The sequence below is a fragment of the Streptomyces sp. NPDC018029 genome, from assembly GCF_044327655.1.
Taxonomy (GTDB): domain Bacteria; phylum Actinomycetota; class Actinomycetes; order Streptomycetales; family Streptomycetaceae; genus Streptomyces.
This window is the reverse complement of record NZ_JBIRFV010000005.1, coordinates 259,773-275,388: the sequence shown is the minus strand read 5'-3', so window position 1 is coordinate 275,388 and position 15,616 is coordinate 259,773. Positions and strand designations below refer to the sequence as shown.

At 73.1% G+C, this 15,616-nt stretch carries 14 protein-coding genes; 8 read left to right on the top strand and 6 right to left on the bottom strand.

The genetic code is table 11. The annotated features are described in order from the left end of the window. Positions 1-5: 5 nt before the first annotated feature. Positions 6-1,394 (bottom strand): transcriptional regulator, encoded by a 1,389-nt coding sequence (locus ACH4D5_RS17560; protein WP_398303108.1) that lies wholly within the window; start codon positions 1,392-1,394, stop codon positions 6-8. Between the two features lie 315 nt (positions 1,395-1,709). Here ACH4D5_RS17560 and ACH4D5_RS17555 point away from each other — a divergent pair, with 315 nt between their 5' ends. The 4 genes from ACH4D5_RS17555 (at position 1,710) to ACH4D5_RS17540 (ending at position 6,671) form a co-directional block, all read left to right on the top strand. Further along, the gene (locus tag ACH4D5_RS17555; RefSeq protein WP_398303106.1) at positions 1,710-2,369 is read left to right on the top strand and encodes a bifunctional DNA primase/polymerase; all 660 of its coding nucleotides are present in this window, start codon (positions 1,710-1,712) and stop codon (positions 2,367-2,369) included. Between the two features lie 80 nt (positions 2,370-2,449). Next, entirely contained in the window at positions 2,450-3,226 is a 777-nt protein-coding gene (locus ACH4D5_RS17550) for an ABC transporter ATP-binding protein (protein ID WP_362998084.1), read from the top strand. Continuing rightward, positions 3,223-4,848 (top strand): transporter, encoded by a 1,626-nt coding sequence (locus ACH4D5_RS17545; protein WP_398303104.1) that lies wholly within the window; start codon positions 3,223-3,225, stop codon positions 4,846-4,848. Before ACH4D5_RS17550 ends, ACH4D5_RS17545 begins: the two co-directional genes overlap by 4 nt. 407 nt (positions 4,849-5,255) lie before the next feature. Next, the gene (locus ACH4D5_RS17540) at positions 5,256-6,671 is read left to right on the top strand and encodes a PAS domain-containing protein (protein ID WP_398303102.1); all 1,416 of its coding nucleotides are present in this window, start codon (positions 5,256-5,258) and stop codon (positions 6,669-6,671) included. A 228-nt stretch (positions 6,672-6,899) separates the two neighbouring features. Here ACH4D5_RS17540 and ACH4D5_RS17535 read toward each other — a convergent pair whose 3' ends face one another. Genes ACH4D5_RS17535 through ACH4D5_RS17520 form a run of 4 tightly spaced genes read right to left on the bottom strand, consistent with a single transcriptional unit; the run spans position 6,900 to position 10,451 of the window. Further along, complete coding sequence (locus tag ACH4D5_RS17535) at positions 6,900-8,120, bottom strand: ABC transporter permease (RefSeq protein WP_398303100.1); 1,221 nt, start codon at positions 8,118-8,120, stop codon at positions 6,900-6,902. Next, positions 8,117-8,860, bottom strand: a complete 744-nt coding sequence (locus ACH4D5_RS17530) for an ABC transporter ATP-binding protein (protein ID WP_398303098.1) — start codon at positions 8,858-8,860, stop codon at positions 8,117-8,119. Before ACH4D5_RS17530 ends, ACH4D5_RS17535 begins: the two co-directional genes overlap by 4 nt. Beyond that, positions 8,857-9,927 carry an efflux RND transporter periplasmic adaptor subunit gene (locus ACH4D5_RS17525; RefSeq protein WP_398303096.1) on the bottom strand — a complete coding sequence of 357 codons (1,071 nt, stop codon included), beginning with the start codon at positions 9,925-9,927 and terminating at the stop codon, positions 8,857-8,859. Before ACH4D5_RS17525 ends, ACH4D5_RS17530 begins: the two co-directional genes overlap by 4 nt. After that, the gene (locus tag ACH4D5_RS17520; RefSeq protein ID WP_398303094.1) at positions 9,924-10,451 is read right to left on the bottom strand and encodes a hypothetical protein; all 528 of its coding nucleotides are present in this window, start codon (positions 10,449-10,451) and stop codon (positions 9,924-9,926) included. Before ACH4D5_RS17520 ends, ACH4D5_RS17525 begins: the two co-directional genes overlap by 4 nt. Positions 10,452-10,570: 119 nt before the next feature. Between ACH4D5_RS17520 and ACH4D5_RS17515 the strand changes: the two genes are divergently transcribed. Next, positions 10,571-11,239, top strand: coding sequence for a response regulator transcription factor (locus tag ACH4D5_RS17515; protein WP_398303092.1), 669 nt, complete (start codon positions 10,571-10,573; stop codon positions 11,237-11,239). After that, a complete protein-coding gene (locus ACH4D5_RS17510) occupies positions 11,236-12,447 on the top strand; it encodes a sensor histidine kinase (RefSeq protein WP_398303090.1) in 1,212 nt (403 codons plus the stop codon). Before ACH4D5_RS17515 ends, ACH4D5_RS17510 begins: the two co-directional genes overlap by 4 nt. A 1-nt stretch (position 12,448) precedes the next feature. On the opposite strand, the gene ACH4D5_RS17505 is transcribed toward ACH4D5_RS17510, so the two are convergent. After that, positions 12,449-13,225, bottom strand: a complete 777-nt coding sequence (locus tag ACH4D5_RS17505) for an SIS domain-containing protein (protein WP_398303088.1) — start codon at positions 13,223-13,225, stop codon at positions 12,449-12,451. Positions 13,226-13,385: 160 nt separating this feature from the next. Here ACH4D5_RS17505 and ACH4D5_RS17500 point away from each other — a divergent pair, with 160 nt between their 5' ends. Further along, a complete protein-coding gene (locus ACH4D5_RS17500; RefSeq protein WP_398303086.1) occupies positions 13,386-14,078 on the top strand; it encodes a metal-dependent transcriptional regulator in 693 nt (230 codons plus the stop codon). A 608-nt stretch (positions 14,079-14,686) separates the two neighbouring features. Further along, positions 14,687-15,553, top strand: a complete 867-nt coding sequence (locus ACH4D5_RS17495) for an alpha/beta fold hydrolase (RefSeq protein WP_398303084.1) — start codon at positions 14,687-14,689, stop codon at positions 15,551-15,553. The last annotated feature ends 63 nt before the right edge of the window (positions 15,554-15,616 follow it).

Sequence of the window (15,616 nt, the reverse complement as noted above, 5' to 3'; positions counted from 1 at the left end):
CCGTCTCACGCCGCCTGGACCTCGACGCGCGCCCCGAACTCCCGTACCACCGGCTCGTCCCGGTACGGCTCGAGGCGGTCCTGGAAGTCCTCCAGGTACTCCGCGCCGCGGTTGGAGCGCAGGGTGCCGAGGAGTTCGACGGCCTTCAGACCCGTGTGGCAGGCCTGTTCCACCTCGCGCCGCTGCACCTGTGCCGTGGCGAGGAGGACCAGGCCGATCGCGCGACGGCGCGCCCGGGTCTCCGGGTGCCCGTCCAGGGACTCCTGGGCGCTGCGCGCCGCCGCGTCGGCCTGGCCCAAGTCCCGGTGACAATGCGCCATTTCATCGGCCAGATACGCGTGGTCGAAGTGCCGGATCCAGACCGGGTCGTCGCCGGAGTCCGCCGTGCCGGACGCGCGGTCCATCGCCTCGGCCGCCCGCCCCGCCACGACCTGCGTGGCCCGCGCGTCACCGAGCAGCGCGTGCCCGCGCGCCTCGGCGGCGTAGAACATCGCCTCCGCGCGGGGCGTGACCCTGCCGCGCGTCCCCTCCTGTGCGGCCCGCGCCAACTGCGCGATCTCGCGCGGGTTTCCGAGCTGGGCGGCGAGGTGGCTCATGGACGCCGCGAGCACGTACCCGCCGTACCCCCGGTCGCCCGCCGCCTGGGCCAGGCGGAGCGCCTGGATGTAGTAGCGCTGGGCGAGTCCTGGCTGGCCCGTGTCGACGGCCATGTACCCCGCGAGCTCGGTCAACCGCGCGACGGCGGCGAACAGTTCGCGTCCGACCGCTTCCCGGTAGGAGCCCGCGAGCAGCCCGGAGACCACGGAGTTGAGGTAGTGGACGACGACCGGCCGCACGTGGCCGCTGCCGAACTGGTGGTCCAGCTTGGTCAGCGCCTCCGTCATCGCCTTGACCGCCGCCACGTCCGCCATGCCGACGCGCGGCCCGGCGGCCCGGCCGACCTGCGAGTCGGGCGACGAGATCAGCCAGTCACGGCTGGGTTCGACGAGCGCGGACGCGGCCACGGACGACCCGGAGAGGAAGTCCCTGCGGCCCACGTCGCTGCGCCACAGCTCGCAGACCTGCTCGATGGCGCCGAGAACGGTCGGAGAGAACTGCAGCCCCACGCCGGAGGCGAGGTTCTTGCCGTTCGCCATGCCGATCTCGTCGATGGTGACGGTGCGGCCCAGCTTGCGGCCGAGTGCCTCGGCGATGATGCCGGGTGCCCGGCCGCGCGGCTGCTGCCCGCGCAGCCAGCGGGCCACGGACGTCTTGTCGTACCGCAGGTCGAGACCGTGTTCCGCACCGCACATGTTGACCCTGCGGGCCAGTCCGGCGTTGGAGCAGCCGGCTTCCTGGATGAGCGCCTGCAGCCTTTCGTTGGGCTGTCGCGCGACGAGCGGCCTTGCGGCCATGGCGTACCCCCTGTGTGCACCGTGGACCATCGGATCGGTCGGCCGCCATGGGCCGCCTCACGATGATCAATGCCCTTGAGGCGAGGCGAAGATGCGCCACAAAAGAAGCAAAAGAAGGCATAAAGAACTATAAGAACTACAAATGCTTCTCCGAGGCGTTCTCTGTCTGCCGTGACCTGGTTACCCGCACCCGGGAGCCATTCCTCCTGCGCGCCCCCACCCATGCACCCATGCGCCCCAGCCGCAGGATCGATGCTCCTCCCCCGCCCTCGCGTGCGCCCGTAACCCGCGGTGGCACCGGGAGTTGAGAACTCCGTGGAAGAGACCATCGGAGTCACGTCAGCCGCGCAGATCCCGAAGCAGCGCGGAGAAGCCTTGCTGGACACGGCCGTGCGGTACGCGGAGGAGCGTCACTGGGACGTGTTTCCGGGGACCTGGCTCGAGTCCGTCGAAGGGGTCGAGCAGTGCTCGTGCGGGGAGATTCCGTGCGATGCGCCCGGCGCACACCCCGCCAGGGAGGACTGGGCGACCCAGGCCACCGGCAGCGCGACGGTCGCCCGACGGCTCTGGCAGAAGCAGCCCAAGGCGTCGATCCTGCTCCCCACGGGGCGTACGTTCGACGCGATCGACGTGCCCGAGACCGCCGGCTTCCTCGCCCTCGCCCGCATGGAGCGCATGGAGCTCACGCTCGGCCCCGTGACCCGCTCGCCCGACCGCCGCATGCAGTTCTTCGTGCTGCCCGGCGCCACCGCCAAGGTCCCCGACCTGGTCCGCAAGCTGGGCTGGCCGCCCGCCGCCATCGACCTCGTCCCGCTCGGCGAGGGCACCTACGTGGCCGCGCCCCCGACCCGCTTCGGCACCTCCGGCGCGGTCCAGTGGGCCTGCCGCCCCACCGCCGCCAACCGCTGGCTGCCCGACGCCGAGGAGATCATCTCCCCGCTGGCGTACGCGTGCGGCAGGGAAGCGCGCCGCTGACCGGCTGACCGCCCCCGGGACCGCCACCGACGTATCGTGCGGACACGGCGGAAGCGGCGGAAGCGGCGAAGGGCGGCACGGTGACCGAGGCGGCGGCGGTACGGATCCAGGGGCTCTGGAAGCGGTTCGGCGAGCAGGTCGCGGTGGCTGGCATCGATCTCACCCTGCCCGCGGGCAAGTTCATCGGTCTGGTCGGCCCCAACGGCGCCGGCAAGACCACCACACTCTCCATGGTCACCGGCCTCCTCAGGCCCGACCACGGCACCGTCGAGGTCGTCGGCCACGACGTGTGGCGCGACCCCGTCGAGGTCAAGGCCCGCATCGGTGTCCTGCCCGAGGGCCTGCGCCTCTTCGAGCGGCTCTCCGGGCGCGAACTCCTCGCGTACACCGGACGGCTGCGCGGCCTGCCCGGCGCCGAGGTCGACAAGCGCGCCACCCAGCTCCTCGACGTACTCGATCTCGCGGGCGCCCAGCACAAACTGGTCGTCGACTACTCGACCGGCATGCGCAAGAAGACCGGCCTCGCCGCGGCGCTGCTCCACAACCCCGAAGTCCTCTTCCTCGACGAGCCGTTCGAAGGCGTCGACCCCGTCTCCGCGCAGACCATCCGCGGCGTCCTGGAGCGCTACACCGCCTCCGGCGCCACCGTCGTCTTCTCCTCGCACGTCATGGAGCTCGTCGAGTCGCTCTGCGACTGGGTCGCGGTCATGGCCGCGGGCCGCATCCGCGCCCACGGCACCCTCGCGGAGGTGCGGGGCGAGGCCCCCTCGCTGCAACAGGCCTTCCTCGAACTCGTCGGCGCGAACAGCCGCGACGCGAGCTCCGACCTCGACTGGCTGGGCGGCGGCCTCCGATGACCACACCGCCCGCGACCACCACCCCCGTCACCTCCGTCACCCCCGTCACCTCCGTTCTCGTCTCGCTCAAGCTGTCCCTCCTGCGCAACGGCCTGCGCCAGTCGGCGGGCCGCCGCGCCGCCTACATCGCGTCCGTCGCCGTCTCGCTTCTCTTCGCCGCGCTCCAGCTGCTCGGCCTCGTCGCGCTGCGCGGCAACGCCCACGCCGCCACCCTCTGCGTCCTGCTCGTCGGCTTGCTCGCCCTCGGCTGGGCCGTCATGCCGCTCTTCTTCCCCAGCGGCGACGAGACGCTCGACCCGACGCGCCTGGTGATGCTGCCGCTGCGCCCCCGCCCGCTCGTACGGGCACTCCTCGTGGCGTCCCTCGTCGGCATCGGCCCTCTGTTCACCCTCTGCCTCGCGGCCGGTGCGACGGTCGCCCTGGCCCACGGCGCGGCGGCGGCCCTCACCGGTGTCGTCGCCACCGCCCTCGCCCTCCTCCTCTGCGTGGCGCTGGCCCGCGCGGTCGCCGCCGCCAACATCCGGCTCCTCACCAGCCGCAAAGGGCGCGACCTGGCGGTCCTCAGCGGCCTCGTCATCGCCGTCGGCGCGCAGGTCGTCAACTTCGGCGCGCAGAAGCTCGGTTCGTCCGGCCTCGGCACGCTCGACCCGGCGGCGGACGTCGTGCGCTGGATCCCGCCCGCCGCGGCGCTCGGCGCGGTGGACTCGGTGAGCGGGGGCGCGTACGGGACCGCTGCGGCCCAACTCGCCCTGTCCGCGGCCGCCCTTCTGGCGCTCCTCGCCCTCTGGCAGCGCAGCCTCACCCGCCTGATGACGACACCGGACGGCTCCACGCTCGCCGCGGCGGAACCGGACAAGGGCACCTCCCGCGCCTCCGGTGCCCTCGGCGCACTGCTGCCCCCCGGCCGCACCGGCACCGTCATGGAGCGCAGCCTGCGCTATGTGTGGCGCGACCCGAAGACCAAGGCGGCCTGGGTGACGTCCCTCGCCATCGGCCTGATCGTGCCCCTCTTCAACGCCCTGCAAGGCACAGGGTCCGTCTACTTCGCGTGCTTCGCCGCGGGGATGCTCGGCATCCTCATGTACAACCAGTTCGGCCAGGACACGTCGGCGTTCTGGATGGTGGCCATGACGATCTCCTCGACGCGCGACGCGTACGTGGAGCTGCGCGGCCGGGCCCTCGCGCTGCTCCTCATCACCCTGCCGTACGCCACCCTTGTCACCGTCCTCACCACCGCGCTGCTCGGCGACTGGGCCGCCCTGCCGGAGGTCCTCGGCCTGTCCTTCGCGCTGCTCGGCGCGATGCTGGCCACGGGCGCGTGGTCCTCGGCCCGCTTCCCCTACTCGATCCCGCAGGAGGGCTACAAGAACGTCGCGCCCGGCCAGGCGGGACTCGCGTGGATCTCCATCCTCGGCGGCATGGTCGCGGCGGCCCTGCTCTGTGCGCCCGTGCTTGCCCTCGCGATCTGGCTGCACGCCTCGGGCGCGTCGTCGTGGAGCTGGGTGCTGCTCCCGCTCGGCGCGGCGTACGGCGCGGTGGTCACGGAGCTGGGCACGCGGCTCGCCGCCCCGCGGGTCGCGCGGCGCCTGCCGGAGATCCTCACGGCGGTGAGCAAGGGCTGAACGGCTGCGGCCGCCCGCCCCCCAGAACGCAGGCGACCCGCGAGCCGTGGTTCCTGCCGCCGGGGCGGAGGAAGCCGGCCGGACGTACCGGCGGCTCGCGGGTCGGGTGACTGCTTGGGAATAGGGCCGGCTGCGCGCACATCACACGCGCTGGTCCGGCGCCGAATTCGAGTTGCGACGTCGGGCCGCTAGCCCGCAGTCACCTCACGCGTCCGGTTTCCATACATCTGCCGAACCACCTCCCTTCTCGTGTGCACGCCACCCTAGGAACCGCCCCGCGGGCCGCACAACCGAATTTCCCCGCACGATTTTCTGTCCGACTTCCGGGAACTTCCTGTGGGGTGCGTCACGTTCCAGTTGAATGATCTGACATGCGGTACAGGCAGGCGGCCTGTAGGGGGTGCCACGTGAGTGCTTCGCGGCAGAGCGGAACCACTGACGAACTGGGTCCTGAAGAACCCGAGCCCGGCGGAGCCGAGTTGCTCGCGGCACTGCTCGACGGGATGGACGCGGCTCTGTGCGCGTTCGACGCCGACGGTGTGGTGACGCACTGGAACCGCGAGGCCGAGCGGATCCTCGGGTGGTCGGCGGCGGAGGCCGTCGGGCGGCGCGGCTTCGCGGGGTGGGCGGTGCGCGCCGCGGACGCCGGGGAGGTCGAGGAGCGGCTGCTGTCCGCGATGGACGCGCCGGGGCGTCAGGTGCACGAGTTCGCGCTCGTGACGAAGGACGGCGGGCGGGTGCTGGTGCGGATGCAGTCGGCGTCCGTGCGGGGCGGTGACGGCAAGCCGTCGGGGGTGTACTGCGCGTTCAGCGAGGTCCACGCGCAGATAGACCTGGAGCGGTCCATCGCGCTCAGCGAGGCCCTCTTCGAGAGCGCCTCGTGGGGTGTGGTCCTCGTCGACGCGGACCTGCGGCCCGCCGTGGTGAACGAACACGCGGCCCGCGCCTTCGGGGTGGGCCCCGCCGCCGTCCTCGGGCGGCCGCTCGCCGATCTGCTCGGGACGGGCGTCGAGGAGCTGGAGAGCGCGCTGACCCATGTCCTGGCCGAGGGCACGCCGCCCGCGCCCGCCGAGATGTGGGTGTCGCTGCGTGCGGGGCAGTCCGGTGCGGGTCAGTCGGGAGCCGGGCAGTCCGGGACCGGCCAGGAGGGCGGGGGTGAGCGGCGCTGCTGGCGCAGCGGCTTCCTGCGCCTTGCCTCGCCGCTCGCGGAGGAGCCCGTGCCGCTCGGCGTCGGCTGGCTCTTCCTCGACGTGACCGAGGCCAAGCAGGCGGAGCAGGAGGCCGCGCAGCTGCGGTTCCGCTCCCAGCAGCTGCACCGGGCGGCGCGGGCCACCGCGGAGTGCGAGAACCCCATGGAGGCGGCGACGGTCCAGCTCGACTTCGCGCTCGCCGGGTTCGCCGACCACGCCCTGGTGGACCTGGTGGCCGGCGGGGACCCGGTGCGGCTCGTGCGGGTCGCGGCGACGCCCGCGGGGCCGCCGGGTCCCTGCCTGCCGGTCGCCACGGCGGGCGTTCCCGTCCGCTACCCCGAGGGGCACCCCGCCCCCCAGTGCGTGGAGCGCACCGGCTCGGTGCGGGCCAGCGCGGGGGCGGCGGCCGCGCCGGAGCGGGCGCGCCAGTGGGCGACGGTCCGCCAGTGGCCCGAGGAGTCGGTGCACGCGCTGTGCGTGGTACTGCGCAGCCGGGGCCGCACCCTGGGCGTGCTGACCTTCCTGCGGGGCGCGGCGCGCGGACAGTTCGACCGGGGCGACGCGACGTACGCGGAAAGCGTCGCGTCCCGCGTCGCCGCGTCCTTGGACCTGGCGCAGGCCCTGGCGCCCTGAGGGCCTCCGGGAACCCTGCCACCGCAGGCGAGCCGGGCATGCCCCCCGCCTCCGAGGGGGGCGGCCCGTGGGGAGTCCGATCGCGGGGACGCCACGCACGCCAAGAGCGCCGCGCCCCCGGTCACCTGGCGCAGGCCTTGGCACCCTGAGTACGCCGAGAGCGCCGCGCCCCCCGGTCGCCCGGGGCAGTCCCCCGGCGGCCTGATAGCCGTGCCGCCGCGAGCGGCGTTACGTCGCGTGGAGTGCCAGTGTCGGGGAGAGGCGGGCCGCTCGGATCGCCGGGTACAGGCCCGCTGCCGTGCCGATGGCCAGGGTGGCCGCGAAGCCGCCCGCCATCGACCAGGGAGGTACCACCCACGGCAGGCCGCCGGAGACCGCGTACGCCGCCGTCGCGGCCGCGCCGAGCGCCACGCCCGCCGCGCCGCCGAGGCCCGACAGCATCAGGGACTCGGTGACGAACTGGACGCGGATCTGGCCCCGCGTGGCGCCCAGGGAGCGGCGCAGGCCGATCTCGTAGCGGCGCTCCAGGACGGAGATGATCATGGTGTTGGCGACGCCGACCCCGCCCACCAGCAGCGCGATCCCGCCCAGGCCGAGCAGCAGCGTGGAGAACGCCCCCTCCGTCGCCGCCTTCGCCCGGAGCGCCGACGACGGGTCGGTGACCTGGACGTTGCGCGGGTTCTCCGGGTCGATGGAGGCCGCGAGCAGCTTGCGGACCGTGTCGACGGAGGCGTCCGTGGAGCGTTCGTACACCGATGTCGGACGGCCGTCGAAGCCGAGCAGCTTCTTCGACGCGGACCAGCCGGTCAGCGCCGACCGTTCGATGTCGGGGGCGAGCGGCAGGGCGTCGAGGATGCCGATGACGGTGTAGTACCGGTCGTCGATCCAGACCTGCTGCCCCGGCGAGGTGATGCCGAGCCGCGCGGCCGCGACGTGGCCGAGGACCACGGACGGGTAGCGGCTGTTCGCCGCGTTGAACCAGCTGCCGTGCGCCATGCGCCCCCGCAGCACCTTCAGCAGCCCCTCCGTGGACGCCTTCACGGAGATGCCGCCCGTCTCGTCCTCCGGGATCTTCTCGCTGCGTCGCACGGACCGCTCCGCGAGGTCGCCGGTGGCGCCGACGTCCTGGACCCCGTCGACCCGTGCGACCCGGCCCGCCGCGTCGGGCGGCAGCGTCACCTGCTCCCCGGAGAACATCGCCTCACCGGGCGACGCCACCAGCATGTTCGTGCCCAGCGCGTCGAGTTCCCTGATGAGCTGGGCCTTGCTGGAGGACGAGATGCCCACCACCGCGACCATCGTCGCGATGCCGATGGCGATGCCGAGCGCGGAGAGGACGACCCGCACCGGCCGGCTGCGCAGCCCCGCGGAGCCGACGTGGAGCACGTCGCGGGGGCCGAGCCGCGCCGCCTTCAGGACGTGCCCCTTCGCACGCTTCCCCGCCCTCACGCCGCGACCTCCGCGCCCCGCGTGTCCGCGACGAGCCGCCCGTCCCTGATCCGCACCTGCCGGGGCAGGCGTCCGGCGATCTCCGTGTCGTGGGTGATGACGGCGATGGTCGCGCCCTCCGCGTTGAGGTCGTGGAGCAGGGCCATGACGGTCTCGCCGGACTCGGTGTCGAGCGCGCCGGTGGGTTCGTCGGCGAGGAGCAGGTCGGGTTCGCCGACGACCGCGCGGGCGATGGCGACGCGCTGTTTCTGCCCGCCGGAGAGTTCGTGCGGCCGGTGCCCCATGCGGTCGGCGAGCCCGACGCGCTCCAGGGCGTACGCGGCCCTGCGGCGCCGTTCGGCGCGTGAGAGGCCGGAGTACAGCAGGCCCTCGGCGACGTTGTCGCGGGCGCTGACGCCGGGGACCAGGTGGAACGCCTGGAAGACGAAGCCGATGTGCCGGGCGCGCAGCGCGGAGAGGCTGCGGTCGGTGAGCGCGGCGACGTCGTGTCCCGCGATGGCGACGGAGCCCGCGGTGGGGCGGTCGAGGGTGCCGACGATGTGCAGGAGGGTGGACTTGCCGGATCCGGAGGGCCCGACGATGGCGAGGAGTTCGCCGGAGGCGACGGTCAGGTCGATGCCTCGGAGGGCCGCGACCCCGCCCGGGTACTCCTTGGTGACGCCGGCCAGCGCCACGACAGGGGGTGCGTCCTCGGGTGCGCCCTGGGATGCGCCCTGGGGCGTGTCCTGGAGGGTGCTCATGTCTTCGGCACCCCGACCTTCGCGCCCTCCCGCAGCCCGCCGCCGCGCACCTCGACCCTGCCCTGCCCGAACATGCCAAGCTCGACCTCGACCTCCCGGGTGCGGCCGCCGTCGACGACCTGGACGCCGAACCCGCCGCCCGGCAGCGCGAGAAGCGCGTTGACGGGGACGGACAGGACGTCCTCGCGGGTCTCGCCGGTGAGGTGCACGGTGACCGGCGACTGGTCGAAGCCGCCGACCTTGCGCGGGTCGTCGAAGGTGATGGTGACGGGGATCTTGGGGGTCTTGTCGGACGGGTCGTCGCCGGGCTTGGCTGTCCTGCCGACGGCGGAGACCTTGCCGCCCGCCGTGGAGCCGTCCGGGAGCGTGACGGTGACCTTGGTGCCCTTCTTCGCCGTGCCCGCCTCCGCCACGTCGAGCCGGACGCGTACGACACGTTCCGAACCGGTCGTCGCGAGCACCGGCCTGCCCGGCGCGACCTGGTCGCCGACGGTGGCCCCAGTCGACTTCACGCGGACCGCGGACGGCTGGAAGGAGACCTGGTCGGGGCCGACGCGGCCGGTCCGCTCGCGGTCGTGGGCCTGCTGCCACCGCTTGACGGCGGCCGCCGTGCCGTCGGTGTACGTGTCGTCGACGGCGAGCCCCGCCCCGTACCCGAGCGCGACCAGGTTCTCTTCGAGCTGGCGTACGTCGTTTCCCTTGGCGCCCGGCTTCAGCGTGCGGTACATGGGTTCGGTGCCGTACATGAGGCGGACGGGGACGCCGTCGACCTCGTAGAGCCGGCCGTCGCGCCGGATGGTCGAGCCGGCCTCGGCGGACCAGGTGAGCGTGCCCGCCGTACCCGCGTTGACCTTGCGTTCCTTGGCGTAGCCGAGCGTGCCGTCGACCTGGGTGCCGCTGCTGAGGTCGCCGCGTTCGACGGGCGCGGTGGCGGGCGGGAGGCCCTCGTTCCGGTGGCCGGCGTCCTGGGTGCCGCCCGCGTCGGCGAGGGCGGTGACGGCTATGCCGCCGCCCGTGACGGCGAGCAGCGCGACGACGGTGGAGACCACGGCGGTGCGGCGCCTCATCCGACGATGCCCTTGCACGCTGCGGCGGCCTTCTCCATCTTCTTGGCCTCGGCGCCCTTGGGCATGGGCTGGGCCTGCATCGCGCCGCCGTCGAACTTGGGGTCCGGCATGTCGAAGCCGTTCTTGCGCATGCACTGCGCGTACTTGAGCATCTTGTCCTTGTCGGCCTGCGAGACACCGCCGCCCTTGGAGCCGCCGCCCAGGCCGCACTTCTCCATGGCGGCCTGCATCTTCTCCTTGCTCATGTCGCCGCCGATGGTGATGCCGCGGCTGTCCTGGCCGCTCTTGGGCTCGGGCACCTTCAGGCCCTGCTCGCGCAGGCACTCGCGCTCCTTGAACGCCTTGTCGGCATCGGCGCCCTTGCCGCCGTCGGCGCTGTCGCCCTTGGCATCGGACCTCGAGTCCGAGCCGGCCGAGCAGCCTCCGGCGAACAGGGCGAGCGCGGCGAAGGCCGACGCGACGGCCACTGAGCCGGTACGGGTACGGGTCCGGGTCCGGGTCCGGGAGACGGTCCTGGTCTTCATGGCTTCCCCTTCACATGTGGCGTGAGTGACGCGCACAGGCTGGCGGGGAGCGGGGTTTCGTTTCTCTCAGCGGAGACGCTTACACCGGCGAAAGGTCACTCTCGGGTACACAGGGCGGCATGCGCGTACTGCTGGTGGAGGACGAGGAATTCCTGGCCGAGATGATCGCCGACGGGCTGCGCCGCGACGCGCTCGCCGTCGACGTCGCGGCCGACGGACTGACCGCGCTGCGGAAACTGCAGCTCGGCGAGTACGACGTGCTGATCCTCGACCGCGACCTGCCGGGCGTGCACGGCGACGAGGTGTGCCGCCGGGTCGTCCGGCAGCGCCTGCTGACCCGGGTGCTGATGCTGACGGCGTCGGGCACGGTGCGTGACCGCGTGGCGGGTCTGGGTCTCGGCGCGGACGACTATCTGACCAAGCCGTTCGCGTACGACGAGCTGCTCGCCCGGGTCCTCGCGCTCGGCCGCCGCGCGCGCCCCGCGCTGCCGCCGGTGATCGAGCGGGCAGGGCTCGTCCTGGACACCGCGCGCCGCCAGGCCAGCAGGGACGGACGCCATCTGACGCTGTCCCGCAAGGAGTTCGCGGTCCTGGAGGCCCTGCTGCGGGCGGACGGCGCGGTGGTCAGCGGCGATGACCTGATCGAGCAGGTGTGGGAGGAGGACACCAGCTACCGCACCAACGCGGTCCGCGTCACCCTCTCCAAGCTCCGCGCGAAGCTGGGCGAGCCGCCGGTGGTGGAGACGGTGCCGGGGGCCGGGTACCGGATCGCGGGGCAGTCGCTGTGAAGGTGACGGCCGGCGGCGAGCGGGCCCGGCTGACCGCCCTGTACGGCGGGCTGCTCGTGCTGGCAGGGGCGCTCCTGACGGGGCTCGTGTACCTGCTCGTGCAGCAGGGTCTGTACACGTCGATCAGTACGGCGGTGACCACGGCGGTGCCGCGCGGCCCGGTCCCGCCCTGGAACACCGGCCCGGTGCCCGCGGCCTCGGCGGTGCCCGCCCGGCGCATGGAGGGCGTACCGGTCGACCTCGACAAGGGCCTCGCCGTGACGAAGATCAGCGACCTCGCGGGAGAGGCCGCGCTCAACCGCCTCCTCAGCGTCTCGGTGATCGTCCTCACCGTCTACGCCGTCCTGTCGATCGCCCTCGCCTGGTGGATGGCGGGCCGCGTGCTGCGCCCGGTGTCGGTCATCGCGGAGACCGCGCGCCGCCTCTCGGGGGCCAACCTGCACGAGCGGATCGCGCTGGACGCGCCGCCGGGCGAGCTGAAGCACCTCGCCGACACCTTCGACGAGATGCTGGACCGGATGGAGCGGCTCGTCGGCGCGCAGCAGCGGTTCGCGGCCAACGCGGCGCACGAGCTGCGCACCCCGCTCGCGGTGCAGCGGGCGGCCGCCGAGATCGGTCTCGCCGGGGAGCCGGACGCGGAGCGCGTGGCGCGGATCCGTACGAAGCTGATCTCCGTCGCCGACGACAGCGAGCACCTCATCGAGGGGCTGCTGCTGCTCGCCGCGTCGGAGCAGGGCCTGGAGCGGCGCGAGCCCGTCGCGGTGGACGTCCTCGCGCACGCCGTCGCGGACGGCCTGGCCGAGGAGGCCGCCGGGCGCGGCGTCACGGTGTCCGTGCGGGCGGATCCGCTGACCGTGGCGGGCGACGGGGTGCTGCTCGACCGGCTGGTCCACAACCTGGTGGCGAACGCGGTGCGGTACAACACGCCGGAGGGCCGGGTGAGCGTCCTCGTCACCGGCGACGGCACCCTGGAGGTCGCCAACACGGGCCCGGAGGTCCCGCCGGACACCGTCCCACAGCTCTTCGAGCCCTTCCGGCGCCTCGCCGAACGCACGCACGGGCGTGGGGAGGGCGCGGGTCTCGGCCTGTCCATCGTGGCGGCGATCGCGCGGGCGCACGGCGCGGAGGTGTCGGCGGAGGCGAACCTGCGGGGCGGCGGTCTCACCGTGCGGGTGGGCTTCCCGGGCGCCGCGGTGGCCGGTGGGTGACTCAGTGCCGGTAGAAGATCCGGTCCCCGTACTCCTGGAAGACGCGGCCGTTCCAGTCGTGGCCGCCGTCCACGTTCCCCGACCTGAGGAGTGGCGGCTGGATGCCGCGCTCGGCGAGCTGCTCGACGGCCGCGGCGGTCATGGCCTGCATCAGCGCGTTGGTGACGACGCTGGAGGCGGGCCCGAAGGGGGCGTCGACCCCGTCGAGGGAGAGCTCCGCGTCGCCGACGCCGATCTTGGAGTCGACCACCACGTCGCAGTGGTCCTTCAGGAAGGTGCCGGAGACGTGCCGCGACCTGGTCTCCGTCGCGTACGCCACCGAGGTGACGCCGATGACCTTCAGGCCGAGGGCGCGGGCGTTCATGGCCATCTCGACCGGCAGCGAGTTCCGCCCGGAGAGCGAGACGATCACGAGTACGTCGCCGGGGCGGGCCGGCGAGGAGTCGAGGACGGCGCCCGCGAGGCCGTCGACCCGCTCCAGGGCGGAGCCGAGCGTGGCGGGCATCACGTCGACGCCGACCACACCGGGCACGGCGAGGAGGTTGACGAGGGCGAGGCCGCCCGCGCGGTAGACGACGTCCTGCGCGGCGAGGGAGGAGTGCCCGGCGCCGAAGGCGAAGAGGCGTCCGCCGGCCTCGACCGCGTCGGCGAGCAGCGTGCCGGCCTCCGCCACATTCCCGGACTCTTCGTCGCGGACCCTCTGGAGCAGTCCGATCGCGGCGTCGAAGTACTGACCTGCCGACTTGCTCTCGCTCTTGCTCTCGCTCTTCGAGCTCATTCGCATCACGTTGCGGTCTGGACCAGTGCCCTGTCAACACCGTCGCAGGCCCTCACAGGCCGGTACTGGGCGGGAATTCCACCGGCGCGGCACGGTTGTCAGTGGTATGCGTCAGAATTGAGGGCAGGGCCAGCGCACGAGCGAATTCTGAGGGGCACCCATGTCGGGGCTGATTGACACCACTGAGATGTATTTGCGCACCATCCTCGAGCTGGAGGAGGAAGGTGTGGTCCCCATGCGCGCCCGGATCGCGGAGCGGCTCGACCAGAGCGGACCGACGGTGAGCCAGACCGTGGCGCGCATGGAGCGCGACGGCCTGGTGGCGGTCGCCAGCGACCGGCACCTGGAGCTGACCGAGGAGGGCCGCCGCCTGGCCACCCGCGTGATGCGCAAGCACCGCCTCGCGGAGTGCCTGCTCGTCGACGTGATCGGTCTCGAGTGGGAGCAGGTGCACGCCGAGGCCTGCCGCTGGGAGCACGTGATGAGCGAGGCGGTGGAGCGCCGCGTCCTTGAGCTCCTGCGCCACCCCACCGAGTCTCCGTACGGGAACCCGATCCCGGGCCTGGAGGAGCTGGGCGAGAAGGACGGCGCGGACCCGTTCCTGGACGAGGGCATGGTCTCCCTGACGGAGCTCGACCCGGGCTCCGAGGGCAAGACGGTCGTGGTGCGCCGCATCGGCGAGCCGATCCAGACGGACGCGCAGCTGATGTACACGCTGCGGCGGGCCGGCGTGCAGCCGGGCTCCGTGGTGAGCGTGACGGAGTCGGCGGGCGGTGTCCTGGTGGGCAGCAGCGGCGAGGCCGCGGAGCTCACCACGGAGGTCGCGTCGCACGTCTTCGTCGCCAAGCGCTGAGGCCGTCCGCCACCGGGCACCGAGCCCTCGGCACCGCCGGTCGCCGAGCTCTCGGCACCGCCGGTCGCCGGGCTCTCGGGCCCGGTCGCCGCGCTGAGGTCAACTTCCGTTGCGCATGAGGTAGTTGACGGTTCTTCATGGTCTCCCCGCGATTTTGCGGAGTCCAAGATTCAGTGTGCGGAATCGCAGCGCCCGAGCGTTTTGCGTGCGAGGCTGTCGCGAGAGGCATATGACCTGAGGGCTCTTGACCGTGTCGGCGCCAGGTCTGGCCGGTCGGCCGGAGAGGGGGCTGGAGGATGTGCCCGTCTGGTGAGCGCGAACAAGGCGAGGGCCCCGGCGCTCAAGAGCGCCGGGGCCTGTCCTCCCCTGTGCTGACCCGGAGCCCCGAGCTCTCAGGGTCATTCCCCTCGGACCGAACTCCCCGAGCGGCCCGCCTCCCGATGAAGATCTCCCCTCGGCCGCGCCGGTCAATCCTTGAGCGTGGTCACCCGAAGGTGGGGTGTTATCGGCGAACCGGCCGATTTCGAAAGGGAGTTCGATAGCGTGCGGGGGTGTGAAGCAGGACCAGGCGTGAAACCCGAGCGGAACCAAGGGGGGTGCCAGGAACCATGGTGCGGCGCATCGACGTGACGGGTGCGGGTGGCGTACGCCTCGCCGCCTGGGAGTACGCCGACCCTCCCAAGCTCAGGGAGGCCGAGGGAGCGTCCGGCGGGGTGCTGTTGCTGCACGGCCTGATGGGCCGCGCCTCGCACTGGGCGGGCACCGCCCGCTGGCTCGCCGAGCGGCACCGCGCGGTCGCACTCGACCAGCGCGGCCACGGCAGGAGCGAGAAGCCCGCCGACGGCCCCTACACCCGCGACGCCTATGTGGACGACGCCGAGGCCGCCCTCGTCCAGCTCGGCCTCGCCCCCGCCGTCCTCATCGGCCACTCCATGGGCGCCCTCACCGCCTGGCAGCTCGCCGCGCGCCGCCCCGACCTCGTCCAGGGCCTCGTCATCTGCGACATGCGGGCCTCCGCCCTCGGGGCCGCGTCCCAGCGCGACTGGGAGGACTGGTTCAAGTCCTGGCCGGTGCCGTTCGCGACCCTCGCCGACGTACGCAAGTGGTTCGGCGAGGACGACCCCTGGGTGGAGCGCCCCAACCCGGCGCGCGGTGAGTTCTTCGCCGAGGTGATGGCCGAGGGCCCGGACGGCTGGCGGCCCGTCTTCGACCGCGCCCAGATGCTCAGCTCCCGCGAGACGTGGGTGCACGACGCGCACTGGGAGGAGCTCATCCAGGTCCGCTGCCCCGCGCTCGTCGTGCGCGGCCAGGACGGCGAGCTCGGCCGTGCCGAGTCCCAGGAGATGGTCCGCGTGCTGCCCCGCGGGGAGTACGCCGAAGTGGCCGACGCGGGGCACCTCGTGCACTACGACCAGCCGGACGCGTGGCGCGCCGCGGTCGAACCGTTTCTGGACGGGGTCCTGGCCGGCGGGTGACGTGGTGCCCCGTGCGGTGCCCGGCGTGTGCGGCGCCGTCAATCGTGGCCTTCGGCCTACTCG